Annotated in this window: 15 protein-coding genes; 10 read left to right on the top strand and 5 right to left on the bottom strand. The window is 62.8% G+C overall.

The features are described from left to right. The first annotated feature begins 100 nt into the window (after positions 1–100). Genes AC1DLV_RS06360 through AC1DLV_RS06350 form a run of 3 tightly spaced genes read left to right on the top strand, consistent with a single transcriptional unit; the run spans position 101 to position 3,655 of the window. Complete coding sequence (locus AC1DLV_RS06360; RefSeq protein WP_476798710.1) at positions 101–1,474, top strand: M16 family metallopeptidase; 1,374 nt, start codon at positions 101–103, stop codon at positions 1,472–1,474. Positions 1,475–1,478: 4 nt separating this feature from the next. After that, positions 1,479–2,837 (top strand): M16 family metallopeptidase, encoded by a 1,359-nt coding sequence (locus AC1DLV_RS06355; RefSeq protein WP_476798709.1) that lies wholly within the window; start codon positions 1,479–1,481, stop codon positions 2,835–2,837. Beyond that, positions 2,834–3,655, top strand: a complete 822-nt coding sequence (locus tag AC1DLV_RS06350) for a patatin-like phospholipase family protein (RefSeq protein ID WP_476798708.1) — start codon at positions 2,834–2,836, stop codon at positions 3,653–3,655. The genes AC1DLV_RS06355 and AC1DLV_RS06350 overlap by 4 nt, the downstream gene beginning before the upstream one ends. 20 nt (positions 3,656–3,675) lie before the next feature. Here the strand turns inward: AC1DLV_RS06350 and AC1DLV_RS06345 are convergent, their stop codons facing one another. Further along, entirely contained in the window at positions 3,676–5,106 is a 1,431-nt protein-coding gene (locus AC1DLV_RS06345; RefSeq protein WP_476798707.1) for an MATE family efflux transporter, read from the bottom strand. Between the two features lie 142 nt (positions 5,107–5,248). Between AC1DLV_RS06345 and AC1DLV_RS06340 the strand changes: the two genes are divergently transcribed. From AC1DLV_RS06340 to lpxK, 6 genes are all read left to right on the top strand, one after another. Then, on the top strand, positions 5,249–6,592 hold the full coding sequence (locus AC1DLV_RS06340; RefSeq protein WP_476798706.1) for a TldD/PmbA family protein: 1,344 nt from the start codon (positions 5,249–5,251) through the stop codon (positions 6,590–6,592). Beyond that, positions 6,579–7,385: a 3'(2'),5'-bisphosphate nucleotidase CysQ gene (locus AC1DLV_RS06335; RefSeq protein ID WP_476798705.1), complete on the top strand. Its 807-nt coding sequence runs from the start codon at positions 6,579–6,581 to the stop codon at positions 7,383–7,385. Before AC1DLV_RS06340 ends, AC1DLV_RS06335 begins: the two co-directional genes overlap by 14 nt. A 77-nt stretch (positions 7,386–7,462) precedes the next feature. After that, the gene (locus tag AC1DLV_RS06330; protein WP_109574520.1) at positions 7,463–7,714 is read left to right on the top strand and encodes a DUF4170 domain-containing protein; all 252 of its coding nucleotides are present in this window, start codon (positions 7,463–7,465) and stop codon (positions 7,712–7,714) included. Next, positions 7,714–8,508 (top strand): lysophospholipid acyltransferase family protein, encoded by a 795-nt coding sequence (locus tag AC1DLV_RS06325; RefSeq protein WP_476798704.1) that lies wholly within the window; start codon positions 7,714–7,716, stop codon positions 8,506–8,508. Before AC1DLV_RS06330 ends, AC1DLV_RS06325 begins: the two co-directional genes overlap by 1 nt. Further along, on the top strand, positions 8,505–9,821 hold the full coding sequence (gene waaA / locus AC1DLV_RS06320; protein WP_476798703.1) for a lipid IV(A) 3-deoxy-D-manno-octulosonic acid transferase: 1,317 nt from the start codon (positions 8,505–8,507) through the stop codon (positions 9,819–9,821). Before AC1DLV_RS06325 ends, waaA begins: the two co-directional genes overlap by 4 nt. A gap of 2 nt (positions 9,822–9,823) precedes the next feature. Further along, entirely contained in the window at positions 9,824–10,849 is a 1,026-nt protein-coding gene (gene lpxK / locus AC1DLV_RS06315; RefSeq protein WP_476798902.1) for a tetraacyldisaccharide 4'-kinase, read from the top strand. On the opposite strand, the gene AC1DLV_RS06310 is transcribed toward lpxK, so the two are convergent. Both AC1DLV_RS06310 and AC1DLV_RS06305 read right to left on the bottom strand, forming a co-directional pair. Continuing rightward, the gene (locus AC1DLV_RS06310; RefSeq protein ID WP_476798702.1) at positions 10,850–11,083 is read right to left on the bottom strand and encodes a DUF2093 domain-containing protein; all 234 of its coding nucleotides are present in this window, start codon (positions 11,081–11,083) and stop codon (positions 10,850–10,852) included. Between the two features lie 148 nt (positions 11,084–11,231). Further along, the gene (locus AC1DLV_RS06305) at positions 11,232–12,158 is read right to left on the bottom strand and encodes a LysR family transcriptional regulator (protein ID WP_476798701.1); all 927 of its coding nucleotides are present in this window, start codon (positions 12,156–12,158) and stop codon (positions 11,232–11,234) included. A gap of 89 nt (positions 12,159–12,247) precedes the next feature. Here AC1DLV_RS06305 and AC1DLV_RS06300 point away from each other — a divergent pair, with 89 nt between their 5' ends. Next, a complete protein-coding gene (locus AC1DLV_RS06300) occupies positions 12,248–13,141 on the top strand; it encodes a DMT family transporter (RefSeq protein WP_476798700.1) in 894 nt (297 codons plus the stop codon). Positions 13,142–13,159: 18 nt separating this feature from the next. Here the strand turns inward: AC1DLV_RS06300 and mutL are convergent, their stop codons facing one another. Next, positions 13,160–15,004 carry a DNA mismatch repair endonuclease MutL gene (gene mutL / locus AC1DLV_RS06295; protein ID WP_476798699.1) on the bottom strand — a complete coding sequence of 615 codons (1,845 nt, stop codon included), beginning with the start codon at positions 15,002–15,004 and terminating at the stop codon, positions 13,160–13,162. A 121-nt stretch (positions 15,005–15,125) separates the two neighbouring features. Then, positions 15,126–16,028: a LysR substrate-binding domain-containing protein gene (locus AC1DLV_RS06290; RefSeq protein ID WP_476798698.1), complete on the bottom strand. Its 903-nt coding sequence runs from the start codon at positions 16,026–16,028 to the stop codon at positions 15,126–15,128. Between the last annotated feature and the right edge of the window lie 41 nt (positions 16,029–16,069).

The following is a 16,069-nucleotide window of genomic DNA, read 5'->3' as shown; positions in this document are numbered from 1 at the left end:
ACTTCGGCCTCTTTCCGAGCCGAACATTACGAACAATTCACTTCCCGCCGCTTTGTGCCAAAGCCTATAAGGCAGGCACGTCTACAATCAGAGGCAGTCGATGATATTGGGATTCTTGCGGGCTAAAGGTTCGCTGCCGACCGTGTTTGCCTTGGGCCTGGCCTGGGCGGCACCGGCTCTGGCAGAAGTACCGCGCAGCGATTGGACCGTCACCAGCTTCACGCTCGACAACGGCATGCAGGTCGTGGTCATCCCCGACCACCGCGCGCCGATCGTCACCCACATGGTCTGGTACAAGGTCGGTAGTGCCGACGAGGCGCCCGGCAAGTCGGGCATCGCGCATTTCTTTGAACACCTGATGTTCAAAGGCACATCCAACCATAAGGCCGGCGAGTTCGGGCAGAAGGTTGCCGAAATCGGCGGCAGCGAGAACGCCTTCACCACGTATGACTATACGGCCTACCACCAAACGGTCACGCCTGCGGCACTTGAAACGATGATGAGTTTCGAGGCCGACCGGATGCGCAATCTGGTGCTGACCGATGCGGTGATCGGGCCTGAGCGCGACGTCATCCTCGAAGAGCGCCGCGCGCGCATCGAAAACAACCCCGGCGCGCTGCTCAATGAAGAGGTCGATGCGACGCTGTTCCAAAATGAGCCTTACCGCATTCCGGTGATTGGCTGGATGCATGAGATCGAAAAGCTCAACCGGGTCGACGCGACCGCCTTTTACAACCAGTATTACGCGCCCAACAACGCGATCCTGATCGTTGCCGGCGATGTCGAGCCTGATACAGTCAAGGCGCTCGCCGAAAAGACCTATGGCAAGGTCGCGCGTGGGCCGGACCTTCCACCACGCATTCGCCCGACAGAGCCGGAGCATAACACCAAGCGCACCGTCGAGCTTACCGACGAGCGTGTCAGCATTCCAAGTTTCTCCAAGTCCTGGGTGGTGCCGTCCTACCAGACGGCCAAAGCCGGGGAGGCAGAAGCACTCGACCTGCTTTCGGAGATCCTTGGCGGCGGAAACCGCAGCCGGCTCTATCAGGGGCTGGTCGTCAAGGACGGGATTGCCTCGTCTGCTGGCGCCATGTTTGATGGCACCATGGTCGATGACACCAGCTTCACGGTCTATGGCGCGCCGCGTGGCGAAGCCGGGCTGCAGCAGGTCGAAACGGCGGTCGATGTCGAGATCCGTCGCATTATCAAGGACGGCGTGACGGCCGATGAACTTGACAAGGCCAAGGACCGCTTCGTCCGCGCCATGATCTTTGCTCGTGACAATCAGGCGAGCATGGCCAACATCTATGGCAGCACGCTGGCCACCGGCGGAACGGTCGAAGATATCGAAAAGTGGCCAGACAGGATTCAGGCGGTGACAGCCGACCAGATCAAAGCGGTTGCCGCCAAGTACCTCAATCCCGACCATTCGGTTGCCGGCTATCTGTTGCCGGCAAAATCTGTCGAGAAATGATTTGATGACCACGCTCATGGCAATGCGTTTCAGGGTGTTTGCATCGGCAACGACGCTGGTGCTGGCGCTGATGTTTCTGGTGCTGCCGGCTGTCGTTGCCGCACGCGCCGAGGTCCGGATCCAGGAGGTCAGGTCCGACAAGGGCATAACCGCCTGGCTCGTCGAGGATTATTCGGTGCCGATCATTGCGATCAAGTTCCGGTTCGATGGCGGCAGTACCCAGGATCCGGCCGGTAAGGAAGGGCTTGGCAATCTGATGACCGGACTGTTCGACGAAGGTGCCGGTGACCTCGACAGCGACGCTTTCCAGACCAAGCTCGACGAAGCCGGCGCCGAAATGGGCTTCAGCGAAAGCAAGGATGCCGTCGGCGGCGGCATGCGCATGCTGGCCGACAGGCAGGACGAGGCCTTCGAACTCTTGGAGCTTGCGGTTGAAAAGCCGCGCTTCGATCAGGCGCCGATCGACCGCATTCGCTCGCAGATTGTCTCCGGCATCGCCGCCAATGCGCGTGACCCCGAAACCCAGGCTTCGCGCAAATGGGCCGAGGCGATCTACAGCACGCATCCTTACGCACGCCCGGATACCGGCACGGAAGCATCGCTGAAGACGGTCACGGCGGATGATTTGCGCGCCTTCCACAAGGCCAATTTCACGCGTGAAAACCTCCATGTCGCGGTTGTCGGCGCAATCGATGCCGAAACACTGAAGAAGCGATTGGATGAGGTCTTCGGCGAATTGCCGGAAAAGGCGGAACTGCTCCCAGTGGAGCGCGTTGAGCCGAAGCTCGGCCAGACAGTGCATATCGAGTACCCGCTGCCGCAGACCTCTCTGCAACTGATCTATCCCGGTGTGCAGCGCGAGGCGCCCGATTTCCTCGCCGCGGCCCTCTTGGATCATATTCTTGGCGGTGGCACCTTCTCCTCGCGCCTGTTCGACGAAGTGCGCGAAAAGCGCGGCCTGGCCTATAGCGTCAGTTCCGCACTCATCGACCAGGAGCATTCATCGTCGCTGGTGATCGGCACGGCGACACGTTCGGACAGGGCGGCCGAAACGCTTGGTGTCATCCGCGATGTCGTGCGCAAGATGGTGGAAGAAGGCCCGACCGAAGCGGAGCTTGAGGCTGCCAAGAAATACATGATTGGCGCTTATGCCATCAACAATCTGGATTCGTCGGGCGCGATTGCCACCACGCTGGTTGACCTGCAGACCGACAAGCTCGGCATCGACTACATGCAGCGGCGCATCGATCTCATCAACGCGGTCAAGCTCGATGACGTGAAGGCGGCAGCGCGCAAGCTGTTGTCTGTCGACCCCGCGGTCATGATCCTCGGCCCGAAACTGGCCGAGGCAAAAAAGGGATGAGCCCGACCTTCGCACTCGCACTCGGCGGCGGCGGCGCGCGCGGTCTTGCGCATATCCATGTCATCGAGGCCCTGGACGAACTCGGTATCAAGCCTGTGGCTATCGCCGGTTCATCGATCGGCGCGGTCATGGGCGCTGGCATGGCTGCCGGCCTGACAGGGCGTGAAATCCATGAGCACTCGCGTGCGGTGCTTGGCCGGCCCACTGAAGTCGCCAGCCGCATGTGGCGGGCGCGGCCGGGCACGCTTTCTGAGATGGTCGAAAGCGGCATCAGGGTCACCCAGTTCAATGTCGAGCGTATCCTCAAGTCCTTCTTGCCCGAAGGCGTGCCGGCAACTTTTGAGGAGCTCAAGCTACCGTTGAAGGTGACGGCGACCGATTACTACGGCCATTGCATGTCGGTGTTCGAGGAGGGGGAGCTGTTTTCGGCGCTTGCCGCGTCGGCGGCCATTCCGGCGGTGTTCAGGCCGGTGACGCGAGGCAATACGCTCTACATCGACGGCGGCATTTACAACCCGGTGCCGTTCGACCTGCTTGAGGGACTTGCAGACTTCACCATCGCCATTGATGTCGTTGGCGCACCGTTTGAAAATGGGCGCAAGCAGCCGAATTCCATCGACCTGATGTTCGGCGCCAGCCAGTTGATGATGCAGTCGATCATCGCCAACAAGCTCGGCCAGAACCCGCCCGACATCTTCCTCAGGCCGCCGGTGTCGCGCTTCAGGGCGCTCGATTTCCTCAAGATCGACCAGGTGATGGCCGAAACGGCGGCGATCAAGGACGAGCTCAAGCGCGCTGTGGACGAAATCCTCCAGTAGTTTCGCTCTGGCAGCAGTCCTTACTGCAGCGTCGATGCCTTGCCGGTGGAGAAGGGCGACTGTGAAGCTGGCGGCGGTGTCGGCACTGGTTCGTCCTGATGCTGGGGTTCGCTTGCAATGGCGTTGACGACACGAAAGCAAACCAGCATCGACACCACGCCGAACACAACCGCGCCCAGGCCCCAACCGGCGATGACGCCGATGGCACCCCAGTAATGCGCGCCGACCCAGACAAAGGGGATGACGCCGAGCGTCGAGCGGCCCCAGTTGAACACCGTCGAATAGGTCGGGTAGCCGAGATTGTTGAAGGCGGCACTCGACACGAAGATCGCGCCGTTGAACAGGAAGCTCGCGGCGGCGAAGTGGCAGAAGAACACGATGAGTTCACGCGCCACGCCTTCAGCGCCAAAAACACTGGCGATCGGATTGGCGAAGATCGCCAGCAGCGCCCAGACCGCTAGTACATAGGCGATCGTGAACAACAGGCTGTCGCGCATCGTCGTGGTCAGGCGGTCGAATTTGTGGGCGCCGTAGTTCTGGCCGAGGATCGGCCCGACTGCGCCTGACAGCGCGAAGATGACGCCAAAGGCGACTGGCACCAGGCGGCCGATGATCGCCCAGCCGGCTACTGCCTGATCACCGAAAGAGGCCATCTCTATCGTGACATAGGCGTTGCCGACAGGGGTAGCGACCTGCGTCAGCATGGCCGGAACGCCGATGGCGAAGAATGGCCGGACGGCATCACGCAAGCCGCTCAGATCGGGAAGCTTGATCAGCTTGTGCACGACGTGGGCACCGTGCAGGCCGATGGCCAGCATCACGAAGCGCGTCAGCACGGTCGAAATGGCAGCACCGTCGAGACCGAGATGGAAGCCGAAGATCAGGATAGGATCGAGGATCGCAGCGGCGATGCCACTGCCCAACGTCACATACATTGCCCGTCGGGCGTCGCCGACACCGCGCAGGATGCCGGTGGTGCACATGCCAAGCGCCATGATCGGGAACGATGGCAGGACGATCTGCAGGAACCGTGTCGACAGGTCGAGCGTGGCACCGGTCGCGCCGAGCATCGACAGCATGGGACGCAGGAATGGCATCGCAGCGATGGTCATCAGCAAGGTCGCCAGCCCCATGAAGACCATCGATGCGCCACCCATGCGAGCGGCTTCCTCGCGTTGGCCGCGGCCGAGGCAGCGTGCCACGAGTGCGCCGCAAGCGATGGTGAAGCCGATCGAGATCGAAAGGGTGAAGAACAAAAGCGTGGAGGCAAAGCCGATCGCTGCTGCCAGCTCTTCGACACCGAGCCGCGAAATGTAGAAAAGATTGAGCGCATCGACGATGAAAATGGAAATCAGGCCGATCGAGCCGGTGCCCGTCATGACCACGACATGGCGCATGGTCGAACCGGTGGTGAACTTTGCCGGAACTGCCGCCGGGGCCTGTTTGGACATGCGTTTTCCCAAGGATTTCGGCACCGAAGCGCCGCAGTCTGGTCGTTTGACCATGCACCCGCCCATTGCACAAGCGGGTTCGGGACAATAGATGGGTGGTACGGGCCGCGACCAATGGGCGGCGAGCAATCGGAACACGCCAATGAACGATACCAACGACGCCGCGAAACTGGCCGACCGGGTGGCGAGCCTCGTCGAGGCGGCAAAAAGGGCCGGGGCGGACGCCGCGGATGCGGTTGCCGTGCGTGGCCGCTCGACGAGCGTTTCCGTGCGTCTCGGCAAGGTCGAGGGCACCGAGGCCTCGGAGAGCGAGGATATGTCGCTCAGGGTTTTCGTTGGCCAGCGTGTGGCCAGTGTTTCGGCGACCGCCGCTTCCGATCCCAAGACCCTTGCGGAACGCGCGGTGGCGATGGCGAAGGTTTCGCCTGAGGACCCGTATCAAGGTCTGGCGGACGCATCGTTGCTGGCCCATGCGCCGCGCGATCTTGACCTCTTCGACAACACTGTGGTTTCGGCCGAGCGCCTGAAGGAAGACGCGCTTGCCGCTGAAGAGGCAGCGCTCGCCGTCAAGGGCGTCACCAACTCAGCCGGCGCGGGTGCCGCCGCTGGTCTCGGTGGTCTGGTGCTTGCGACCTCTCACGGTTTCGTCGGCCACTATGTCGGCTCGCGCTTCTCGCGTTCCGCCAGCGTCATTGCCGGCGAGGGTACCTCGATGGAGCGCGACTACGAATATTCTTCGCGCCTGCATTTCGCCGATCTGGATGCCGCTGACGAGATCGGTCGCAAGGCTGGCGAACGCGCGGTCAAGCGGCTCAATGCGCGCAAGGCAGCCACCGGACCGGTCGACGTCGTCTTCGATCCGCGCGTCGCGCGCGGCATTGCTGGCCATCTGGCAGGTGCCATCAATGGCGCTTCGGTCGCCCGCAAGACCAGCTTCTTGCGCGACATGATGGGCAAGCAGGTGGCATCAGCCGCCATCACAGCTATCGACGAGCCATTGAAACGGCGTGGCCAGGCGTCGCGCCCCTTCGACGGCGAAGGCATCGAGGGCGCGACCCTCAAGATGGTCGACAAGGGCGTTCTCAACCATTGGTTCCTGTCGACCTCGGCGGCGCGCGAACTCGGTCTTGTGACCAACGGGCGCGGCGCGCGTGGCGGCTCGTCAGTGTCGCCGTCCTCGACCAATTTTGCCATTGAGCCGGGAGAGAAGTCGCCCGAAGACATCATCCGTTCGTTGAAACGCGGCTTCTACGTCACCGAGGTGTTCGGCCAGGGCGTCGACATGGTGACGGGCGAATACAGCCGCGGCGCATCGGGCTTCTGGATCGAAAACGGCGAGCTTGCCTGGGCCGTTTCGGAGGTGACGATCGCATCCAACCTCAAGGACATGTTCCTGCGCATGGTGCCGGCAAGCGATCTCGATCGCAATTTCGGTACCGCCGCGCCTACACTATTGATCGAAGGCATGACCCTTGCCGGAGACTGAGATTATCGACAAATCAGAACTTCAGACCGAGCTCGAACTGCTGCGTGCGGCAGCTGCCGAGGCCGGGCGGATAGCCATGGGCTATTTCCGTCAAAGCCCCGAAGTCTGGTTCAAGGGCGGCAATTCGCCAGTCAGCGAAGCCGACTACGCCGCCGATCACTATCTGCGCGAAACGCTGATGGCAGCGCGGCCCGACTATGGTTGGCTGTCGGAAGAGACCGCCGACAATCTCGACCGGCTCGCCGCGCGCCGCACTTTCGTCGTCGACCCGATCGACGGCACGCGTGGCTTCGTCGAGGGCCGGACGGCCTGGTGCGTGAGTGTTGCCGTCGTCGAGAACGGCCGTTCGCTGGCCGGCGTACTCGAATGCCCTGCACGCAACGAGACTTACTGGGCGATAGCCGGCGGCGGTGCTTTCCTCAACGGAACCCCGCTCAGGGTGCGTGAGTTGGGCGAACGCGCACGTATCGCCGGTCCCAAGCCGATGATCGACAAGATGCCGGAAGAATGGCAAGAGCGGCTCGATCGCGAAGCGTACATACCTTCGCTTGCCTATCGCGTGGCGATGATCGCGAGCGGTGCACTCGATGCAACCTTCGTCAAGCCAAACGCGCATGACTGGGATATTGCCGCTGCCGAGCTTATATTGACCGAGGCGGGCGGAAAGCTACTCGATGAAGAAGGCCGCCAGCCGGCCTTTGCCGGCCGCGACATAGTTCACGGCGCATTGATGGCGGGCAGTGGGACATTGCTCGACGTCATGACTAGAGTGATGGCAAGCCACGACGGCTAAGAATTCGCGAAGTGTTTCAAAATGGCCCGCTTTGGTCTAGATCAGGCGGTCCCTGAGATGATGAATCAAGGAAGCAGATGTCCGAAGAAGACGGAAAAAAGCAGCTGTTGCATCTGGTGTTCGGCGGCGAGCTGACGAAGTTGGGTGGAACCGAGTTCCGCGATCTCGATGCGCTCGATATCGTTGGCATCTACCCCGACTACAAGTCGGCTGAGCTGGCCTGGAAGGCGAAGGCACAAGCGAGCGTGGACAACGCCCACATGCGCTACTTCGTGGTCCACCTGCATCGGTTGCTTGAGCCGGACGCGAAGGTCGCCGGTCAGAACTGATGGAGCAACCCCGCATGGCGTCGCCGGCCGTCAGGTCGGCGGCGAAGAAGAAGCGTGTCAAGCAGCCGGCGTCGAAGACGTTCTGGCGCCGCATTCGCGAGCCGCTCGCCAAGTCGCGCTTTGCCAAGGGCGCGATAGCGAGCCTGTTCGCCGGCGCGATGCGCTTCGTCAAACTGACCAACCCGATGGCGAAAGGCTCTTTCAAGCTCGCAGGTGGCAGCTACGCCGACAGCGAACCGCTGATCATTGGCCTCTGGCACGGCCAGCATCTGCTTGCGCCAGCGCTTTATCCGAGCGAGCGCGGCCTGGTGGCAATGGTGTCGCGCAGTGCCGACGCCGAGCTCAACGCGCTGGTCGTCAACAAGTTTGGCATCGAGGCGGTACGCGGGTCGGGTGGCCGCGAAACCAAAAGCAGGCTCGACAAGGGCGGAGCAACCGCGCTCATTGCCCTGAAAAAGGCACTCGATGCAGGCAAGAATGTCTGCATGATTGCCGACATTCCGCATGGCACGCCCCGCGACGCGGGCATGGGCATTATTCTTCTTGCGCGCATTTCGGGCAGACCGATCGCCCCCACAGCCATCGCCACGAGCCGCCGCAAGGTATTGGAAGGCACTTGGGACAAGACCACGATCAATCTTCCTTTCGGCCGTTGCGCGCTCTTCGTCGCGCCTCCGATCGAGGTTGCCGCAGATGCTGATGACGCCGAGATGGAGCGCAAGCGCCAGGAGCTGACCGCTGCCATCGATCACGCCACCGTGCAGGCTTACCGCCTGGTGGATGGCATCCAATGAGCGAACGCTGGGCTCGTGCTTTTCTGAAAGCCTATCGTTATGCCGGCGCCGCGGCCTATCCGATGGTCGGTGGCTATGTCGCTTGGCGCGCGTCCAAGGGCAAGGAAGACCACAATCGCCGTCGTGAGCGCTATGGCGTGCCCAGCCGCGAACGGCCTGATGGGCCGCTGATCTGGTTCCATGCCGCAAGCGTTGGCGAAACGATTGCCGTGGTGCCGTTGATCGAGGCTATCCTTGGCTACGGCATCAACGTCGTGCTGACGACGGGCACCGTCACCTCCGCCCAGGTCGCCGAAGAGCGGCTGGGCAACCGCATCATCCATCAATATGTGCCGCTCGACCTCAAGCCTGCGGTCAGCCGTTTCCTCGATCATTGGCATCCGGATCTCGCCATCATCGCCGAATCGGAAATCTGGCCGATGACCATCCTTGAGCTTGGCGCACGGCGCGTACCGCAGATCCTGGTCAATGGGCGGCTTTCGGACCGGTCGTTCAAGTCGTGGAAGAAGCGCAACTATATCGCCGAGGCTCTGTTTGAGAACATGGCGCATGTGGTGGCGCAGTCGGAGGTCGACGGCGAGCGTTTCCGCGCGCTCGGTGCGCGTCCGGTTACCGTCTCGGGCAATCTCAAGGTCGATACCTCGCCGCCACCGGTCGACGAACGCGCGCTGTACATGGTTCAGCGCCAGATCGGCAGGCGTCCCACCTGGGCTGCCGTCTCGACCCATGACGGCGAAGAAGTCATGGCGGCGGAAGTGCATACCATGCTGCGCAATCGTCATCGGGGTCTTTTGACCATAATCGTGCCGCGCCATCCCGATCGTGCCACAGCGCTGATGACGGAACTGACGGCGATGGGGCTGAATGTTGCGCGTCGCAGCACCGGCGATCCGATCACGCCTGATACCGATATCCTGCTCGGTGACACGATAGGCGAGATGGGGCTTTACCTGCGCCTCACCGAGATTGCCTTCGTTGGGCGCTCGATGACCGCACAGGGCGGCCAGAACCCGCTCGAGCCGGCTATGCTCGACACCGCCGTGCTTGCAGGACGCAACGTCCAGAATTTCCGCGACACCTATCAGCGGCTGATCGATCGCGGCGGCGCCAAGATTGTCCGCGACCGCGACATGCTGGCGGGTGCCGTCAACTTCCTGCTCGGTAACGAGATCGCCCGCCATGACATGATGGCGGCCGGTGCCTCGACCGTCGAGGAAATGCGCGGCGCGCTGGCACGGACGCTGAAGGCGCTCGAACCTTATATTCATCCACTGATCGTTCAGTCGCGCCTCAAGGGCGCGGGGGGGAGGTAGAGCTGGCCAGCGAAGCGCCTCCTTTCTGGTGGGAAAAGCCGGACTGGCGCGCTTACGCGCTCTACCCGGTCTCGTCGCTTTACGCCTTGGTCGCTGGCCGGCGCATGAAAACCGCCCGGCGCGAGAAGATGGATGCGCCGGTGCTTTGCGTCGGCAATTTCACCGTCGGCGGCACCGGCAAGACCCCGATCGCAATCGCGCTCGCCAAGCAGGCCAAGCGCATGCAGCTCGTGCCTGGCATCTTGTCGCGCGGCCATGGCGGTAGCTTCGCTGAACCCCATGTCGTCGACACGCACCATGACAGCGCCAAGCATGTCGGCGACGAGCCGCTGCTTCTGGCCGAACACGCGCTGGTCGCTGTCTCCGCCAATCGGGCAGCGGGTGCGCGCCTGCTGATCGAGCGCGGCTGCAACTTCCTCATCATGGACGACGGTTTCCAAAGCGCGCGCATCCATATCGACTATGCGCTGGTGGTGGTCGATGCGCGCTACGGCCTCGGCAATGGCCATGTCATCCCCGGCGGGCCGATGCGCGCGCGGCTGATTGACCAACTTCGATTTGCCGATGCCGTCCTCAAGATGGGCGAGGGCGAGAAGGCCGATGCGGTGGTGCGTCAGGCGGCGCGCGCCGGCAAGCCCATCTTCGCTGCGACCGCGCGGCCGCGCAACAAGAAGGCGTTCGTGGGTCGGCGTTTCCTCGCATTTGCCGGCATCGGTCATCCCGAAAAGTTCTTCGCCACGCTGAACAAGGCTGGGGGTACGGTGGTGCTGGAACGGGCTTTTGCCGACCATCACTTCTATCTGCCTGAAGATCTGGACGATCTGGTTGCCGCAGCTCAGGCCGGCGAGCTGGAACTTGTCACGACATCGAAGGATGCCGCACGGCTGCGTCACGGCGCAGCTTCACCGGAATTCCTGGAGCGGCTTAACGTGATGGAGATCGATGCGGTGTTCGACATCGAGCACACGGCCGAACGCATCATAGGCGACACGCTCGAAGTCTGGCGGCGGCGAAAGATATCGGGCTGACTAGCCGCGCTTGCGCAGATCCGGGTTCATTTCGATCTCGCGCGCCAATGAAATCGCTGCATCGCGATAAGGTTCCTGCCGGGCGACGCTCCAGTATTTGAGCTCGTCGAGAGGGATCGACTCCGACGTCACGGCGCAGCGCACGAAGGAACCGGGGCTCGTTACCTGGAAATCGCCGTCGAGGTAGCGAATGCGAGCTTCGCGTGCGCCGGGGCCTTCGAAACGGTTCATCATCGCTTTGTGCTCAACATCCTGGTGCATGGTCTCGAAAATCGGGATCGATCAATGCACAGGTTCAAATCTAACCGCGTCCGCGCGTCCCCAGAAGGGAGTGGCTGCGCTGCATATTGGCTTTTATGGCCACAAAATGCCTGAGGTCAAGTTACCTGTCTTCTGCCAGGAACCGCTCGATCCGTTCGGGCGCAAGACCTGCCTGCGCACCGATGCGGCGCGCGAGTTCCGCAGCAGCAGGCCGAGGCCGTCCAACCGGCCGGTCGAGCCAATAAGATACCGGGTTCAGCGCGCTCCGTTCGTCGATAACGGCGATGCGGCCGGATTTGAGGTGGGATTCGGTCAGCGGTGGACGTGCCAAGGCTATGCCGAGGCCATGAGCGGCGGCGTCGAGCACCAGATTGTAATCCTCGAAACGGCGATCCTGCGGTCGGGGGCGATAGTCGAGGCCGTGGGCGCTGAACCATGAGCGCCAGCTTGAGGCATCCGAATCGTGGATGAGCGGGTGCTTCAGCAGTCGTTCGGCCTTGCCGGCCCCGATCTGGACGGCGAGTGCCGGCGCGGCGATCGGGAAACAGTACTCTTCGAAAAGCTGTGCCGACACGCGGCCGGGGATCTTGCCGCGGCCGCAGCGGACCGACAGGTCGATGCCCTCGTCGGCGAGGTCGGCCTGGCGGATGTCGATGTCGAGCACGATCCGCAGTGGGGTGGTGCCGGCTTCGAGCGCCGAAAGGCGCGGCATCAGCCACAGCCCCGCGACTGACGGGATAGAGCTCAGCCGCACCACCGCTGCACCACGCGGCTCGACCCAACGGTCGGTTGTGTTGGCGATCAGCGAAAAGGCTTCACTGGTCCTGAGGTGCAGGCGCTGGCCTTCGAGCGTCAGCGAAACGCCGCGCGCCTTGCGCTCGAACAGTTTCAGGCCAAGCCAGCTCTCCAGCTTGGCAACCTGCCGGCTGACTGCGCCATGTGTCATGTTGAGCTTTTCGGCGGCTGCTGAAAAGCTGCCGGAACGCGCCGCCGCCTGAAAGGCGCGCAGGGTTTCAAGCGGCAGCATCGGTTCCAAGCTGTGATCCATGCTCACAGCTGATCCTTGAATTGATCGTTTGTCAATCAGCTCGGAATGACGTCATCTATGGCCCTCAGCCAATTTTCGAGATCAATGCCATGGCCATCCAGACAAGTACGTTGAATTCCGCACCGGCAGCGTCCGCCGTGACCATCCTTGCCGTGGTCGTCACCATCGTTGGCTGGGCTTCGGCATTCCCGGCCATCCGCGCCGGGCTGACGGCGATCGGTCCCATCGAGCTTGGTGCCTTGCGCTTCGCCATAGCGGCGGTGCCGTCGGCGATCTACCTGCTGATCCGCCGGCCCGCCTTGCCGGCATTCAACGAACTCTGGCGCTTCGCCTTTGGCGGCATCTTCTTCGTCGCGCTCTACACCATCCTGCTCAACTACGGCGAGCTGACCATTTCGGCCGGTGCCGCAAGCTTCATCATCAACGTCAACCCGATCATCACAGCGGTGCTGGCGATGATGTTGCTGGGCGAGCGCTTTCCTGCATTGGCTTGGGCGGGCACCTTCCTGTCTTTCGCCGGCATCGGCATTATCGCGCTTGGCGAAGGGCAGGGACTTACCTTCAACACCGGCGCTCTGCTGATCCTGGGCTCGGCACTTTGCACCTCGATCAACAGCATCGTGCAGAAGCGGCTTTTCAGCCGCCACCACCCGCTGACCGTCTCGGCCTGGAACATGATCCTCGGCGCATTATGCTTGGCGCCGGCACTGCCCAGCGGTTTCGCGCAGATGGCGGTCGCCGATAGCGAGCCATTCTGGTCGGTCATCTTTCTCGGCATCGTGCCGAGCTTGATCGCCTATGCCAGCTGGTCGGTGGTGCTGTCTCGCCTGCCTGCCTCGCGCGCTGCCAACTTCATGTACTGCGTGCCGCCGGTCGCCGTGTTGATCGGCTTCGTGTGGCGCGGCGAGACGCCTGGCCTGTTCGGCATATTGGGCGGCGTACTGGCGCTGGCAGGTGTGGTGCTGGTCAATCTCAAGCGGTGATGGCCGATTTGGCCGGCTCTAGCGCCGGCCAAACAGCTTTTCGATATCGGCGAGCTTGAGTTCGATATAGGTCGGGCGGCCGTGGTTGCAGGTGCCCGAACCCGGCGTCGCCTCCATCTGCCTCAGCAGCGCGTTCATCTCTTCAGGCCTCAAACGGCGGCCCGACCGCACTGAGCCATGGCAGGCCATGGTCGCGGCAATCGCATCCAGCCGCTCCTTCAGCGTATCCGCCGTATCGCTGTCGGCGATCTCATCGGCGAGGTCGCGCACCAGCTGGGTGACATCGGTCTCGCCAAGCATGGCAGGCGTTTCGCGCACCGCAACTGCGCCTGGGCCGAAGCGCTCGATGCCGAGACCGAAGCGGGCAAGCGTCTCCGAATGCAGCGCCAGGCGCTCGGCATCTTCTTCCGGCAGGTCGACGATCTCGGGCATCAACAGCATCTGTGCCGGCACCGGTCGTGAGTGCAGCGCGTTCTTGAGCGCCTCATAGACCAGCCGCTCATGGGCGGCGTGCTGGTCGACAATGATAAGCGAATCCGTGGTCTGGGCGACGATGTAGTTTTCGTGCACTTGCGCACGCGCCGCACCCAGTTCGGTTCGCAGCAGGGCTTCGGCAACCTCGCTCAGCCCGGCGCGCGCGTCGGCGCTGTGCAGCGGGCCGGTATCGAAACTTGCCTGCCGCTGCTCGGCAAAACCAGTGTCGAGCGGACGGTGCGGTGAACGCAGCGGGTCGAATCCCCCAGAGGTCGCGGCGCGAAAATCCGGATTGTAGGCGCGATGGCCACTGGCCGGTCCGGGATGGCCATAGGCGGTCGCACCGAGGCGGAACGCCCCCATCATTGCTTGCGTGCCTGTGGTGGCCGGGCGGATGCCCGCGCCAGCCAGCGCCTGGCGTACCGCGCCGACAATCAACCCGCGCACCAGCCCGGGATCGCGGAAACGTACGTCGGCCTTGGCCGGATGCACGTTGACGTCGACATAGGCGGGGTCGAGGGTCAAAAACAGCACCGTCACGGCGTGACGATCACGCGGCAGCACGTCGGCATAGGCACCGCGGATGGCCGAAGCGATCAGCTTGTCGCGCACCGGCCGGCCGTTGACATAGGCATATTGCTGCAGCGCGTTGCCCCTGGTGTAGGACGGGATCGAGACATGGCCATCGAGGCGCACGCTTTCGCGCGCGGCTTCGATCACGATCGAATTGTCGGGGAAATCCTTGCCCATCACCTGGGCGATGCGGGTCAGCCTGCCTTGAACATCGTCTGATGCGGCGGACAGTTCCAGTGTGGAGCGGTCGGTGCCGGACAGCGTGAAGCGCACGGCGGGGAAGGCAATCGCGATCCGCTTGATCACATCGGCGATAGCGGTCGCCTCGGCGCGCTCGGTTTTCATGAATTTGAGCCGGGCAGGGGTGGCGTAAAACAGGTCGCGCACTTCGACCGAGGTGCCGCGATTGGTCGGTGCCGGCCGCACCGCCGAAACGCGGCCGCCTTCGACCGTGATTTCAGCCCCGCTGTCGGCAGCCTTGGTTCGCGAGCGGATGGCGAGCTTCGACACCGAGCCGATCGACGGCAACGCCTCGCCACGGAAGCCGAGCGAGCGAATGTTGAGAATGTCTTCGCCGAGCTTGGAGGTGCAGTGGCGCGAGATCGCCAGCGAAAGCTCTTGTTCGGGCATGCCCGAGCCGTCGTCGACGACGCGGATCAGATTGAGCCCGCCGCCTGCGGTGGCCACCTCGATGCGGGAGGCTCCGGCGTCGAGCGCGTTTTCGACCAGTTCCTTGACCACGCTGGCAGGTCGTTCGACGACCTCGCCGGCAGCGATCTGGTTGATCATGGTTTCGGAAAGCTGGCGAATGGACATCGGGGCACTATAGCGGGATTCGCGTCGGCGCGGACAGGCTCTTGCCTATGGATACTTGGCGGAAATCCCTGTCAGGAACGCGCTTGCCAGCCCGGCTTGATCTGCTTGGTGAACAGGCTTCTCAAGCCTGCGCTGCCAGCCAGTCGCGGACCTTTTCGGCACTTTCGCTAAGAGGGCGATTTTTCGGCCAGGCGACGTGAAAGCCCTTGCCTGTGGTCATGATGTGATCGGTCAGGCGTACCAGCAGCCCGGCAGCGATCAACCGGTCGGTGAGATGGCGCCAGCCGAGCGCGATGCCCTGGCCTTCCATGACGGCCTGGATGACGAGCACATAGTCGTTGATGACCAGCCCACGCTTGGCCACCGCGCCGTTGAGGCCCGCCGACTGGAACCATTCGTTCCAGGTTGCAGCCGGCCGAAAGGGTTCTTCGAGATGGATGAGGTGATGCAGCGTCATTTCGGCCGGTGTCTTCGGGGTGCCGGCGCGCGCGACATAGGCCGGGCCTGCGACCGGATAGATTTCCTCGCCTGATATCGGCAGCAGCTCGTAGTCCGGCCAGTCCTCGGCGTCGCCACCGCGAATGCCCAAAGGAATGCCTTCGGCGATCAGGTCGAGATCGCGGTCGGCGGTCTGGATGCGCAGGTCGATGCCGGGTAGGTCGTCGCGGAATTTCTGCAGGCGCGGCATCATCCAGAACGAAGCAAAGGCGGTCGACGCCGACAGCGTGACATGCATGCCGCCGGCACGAGCGCGCAGCTCTTCTGCCGACTTGCGGATGTGCGATAGCCCGAGTGTCACATCGGCATGAAAGCGCTCGCCTGCCTCCGTGAGCAAAACCTGACGGTGGCGGCGCTGGAATAGTTGCGCGCCGAGCTGCTCTTCCAGCCCGCGAATGGCATAGGAGACAGCAGCCTGGGTCATGCCGAGCTCGCGGCCCGCAGCTGTGAAACTCGACAGCCGACCCGCCGCCTCGAAGACGATCAGGCTGCCGGCGGAGGGCAAGAGATGGCGTAGGCTTTGCATAAATGCAGCTTATGCAAATGATGAGGATTTTCAAGCGTCAC

It is taken from the genome of Aminobacter sp. 01T433 (assembly GCF_056398585.1).
Note: the sequence above shows the minus strand (reverse complement) of the source record. Positions and strands in the feature narration are given on the sequence as shown.

Bases quoted from the DNA above. Each gene is read 5' to 3' on its own strand.
- AC1DLV_RS06355 (WP_476798709.1), top strand. From the start codon at position 1,479: ATGACCACGCTCATGGCAATGCGTTTCAGGGTGTTTGCATCGGCAACG.
- AC1DLV_RS06325 (WP_476798704.1), top strand. From the start codon at position 7,714: ATGGAGCAACCCCGCATGGCGTCGCCGGCCGTCAGGTCGGCGGCGAAG.
- AC1DLV_RS06310 (WP_476798702.1), bottom strand. From the start codon at position 11,083: ATGATGAACCGTTTCGAAGGCCCCGGCGCACGCGAAGCTCGCATTCGC.
- AC1DLV_RS06290 (WP_476798698.1), bottom strand. From the start codon at position 16,028: ATGCAAAGCCTACGCCATCTCTTGCCCTCCGCCGGCAGCCTGATCGTC.
- AC1DLV_RS06300 (WP_476798700.1), top strand. From the start codon at position 12,248: ATGGCCATCCAGACAAGTACGTTGAATTCCGCACCGGCAGCGTCCGCC.
- AC1DLV_RS06340 (WP_476798706.1), top strand. From the start codon at position 5,249: ATGAACGATACCAACGACGCCGCGAAACTGGCCGACCGGGTGGCGAGC.
- AC1DLV_RS06350 (WP_476798708.1), top strand. From the start codon at position 2,834: ATGAGCCCGACCTTCGCACTCGCACTCGGCGGCGGCGGCGCGCGCGGT.
- AC1DLV_RS06360 (WP_476798710.1), top strand. From the start codon at position 101: ATGATATTGGGATTCTTGCGGGCTAAAGGTTCGCTGCCGACCGTGTTT.
- waaA (WP_476798703.1), top strand. From the start codon at position 8,505: ATGAGCGAACGCTGGGCTCGTGCTTTTCTGAAAGCCTATCGTTATGCC.
- AC1DLV_RS06330 (WP_109574520.1), top strand. From the start codon at position 7,463: ATGTCCGAAGAAGACGGAAAAAAGCAGCTGTTGCATCTGGTGTTCGGC.
- AC1DLV_RS06345 (WP_476798707.1), bottom strand. From the start codon at position 5,106: ATGTCCAAACAGGCCCCGGCGGCAGTTCCGGCAAAGTTCACCACCGGT.
- AC1DLV_RS06305 (WP_476798701.1), bottom strand. From the start codon at position 12,158: ATGGATCACAGCTTGGAACCGATGCTGCCGCTTGAAACCCTGCGCGCC.
- mutL (WP_476798699.1), bottom strand. From the start codon at position 15,004: ATGTCCATTCGCCAGCTTTCCGAAACCATGATCAACCAGATCGCTGCC.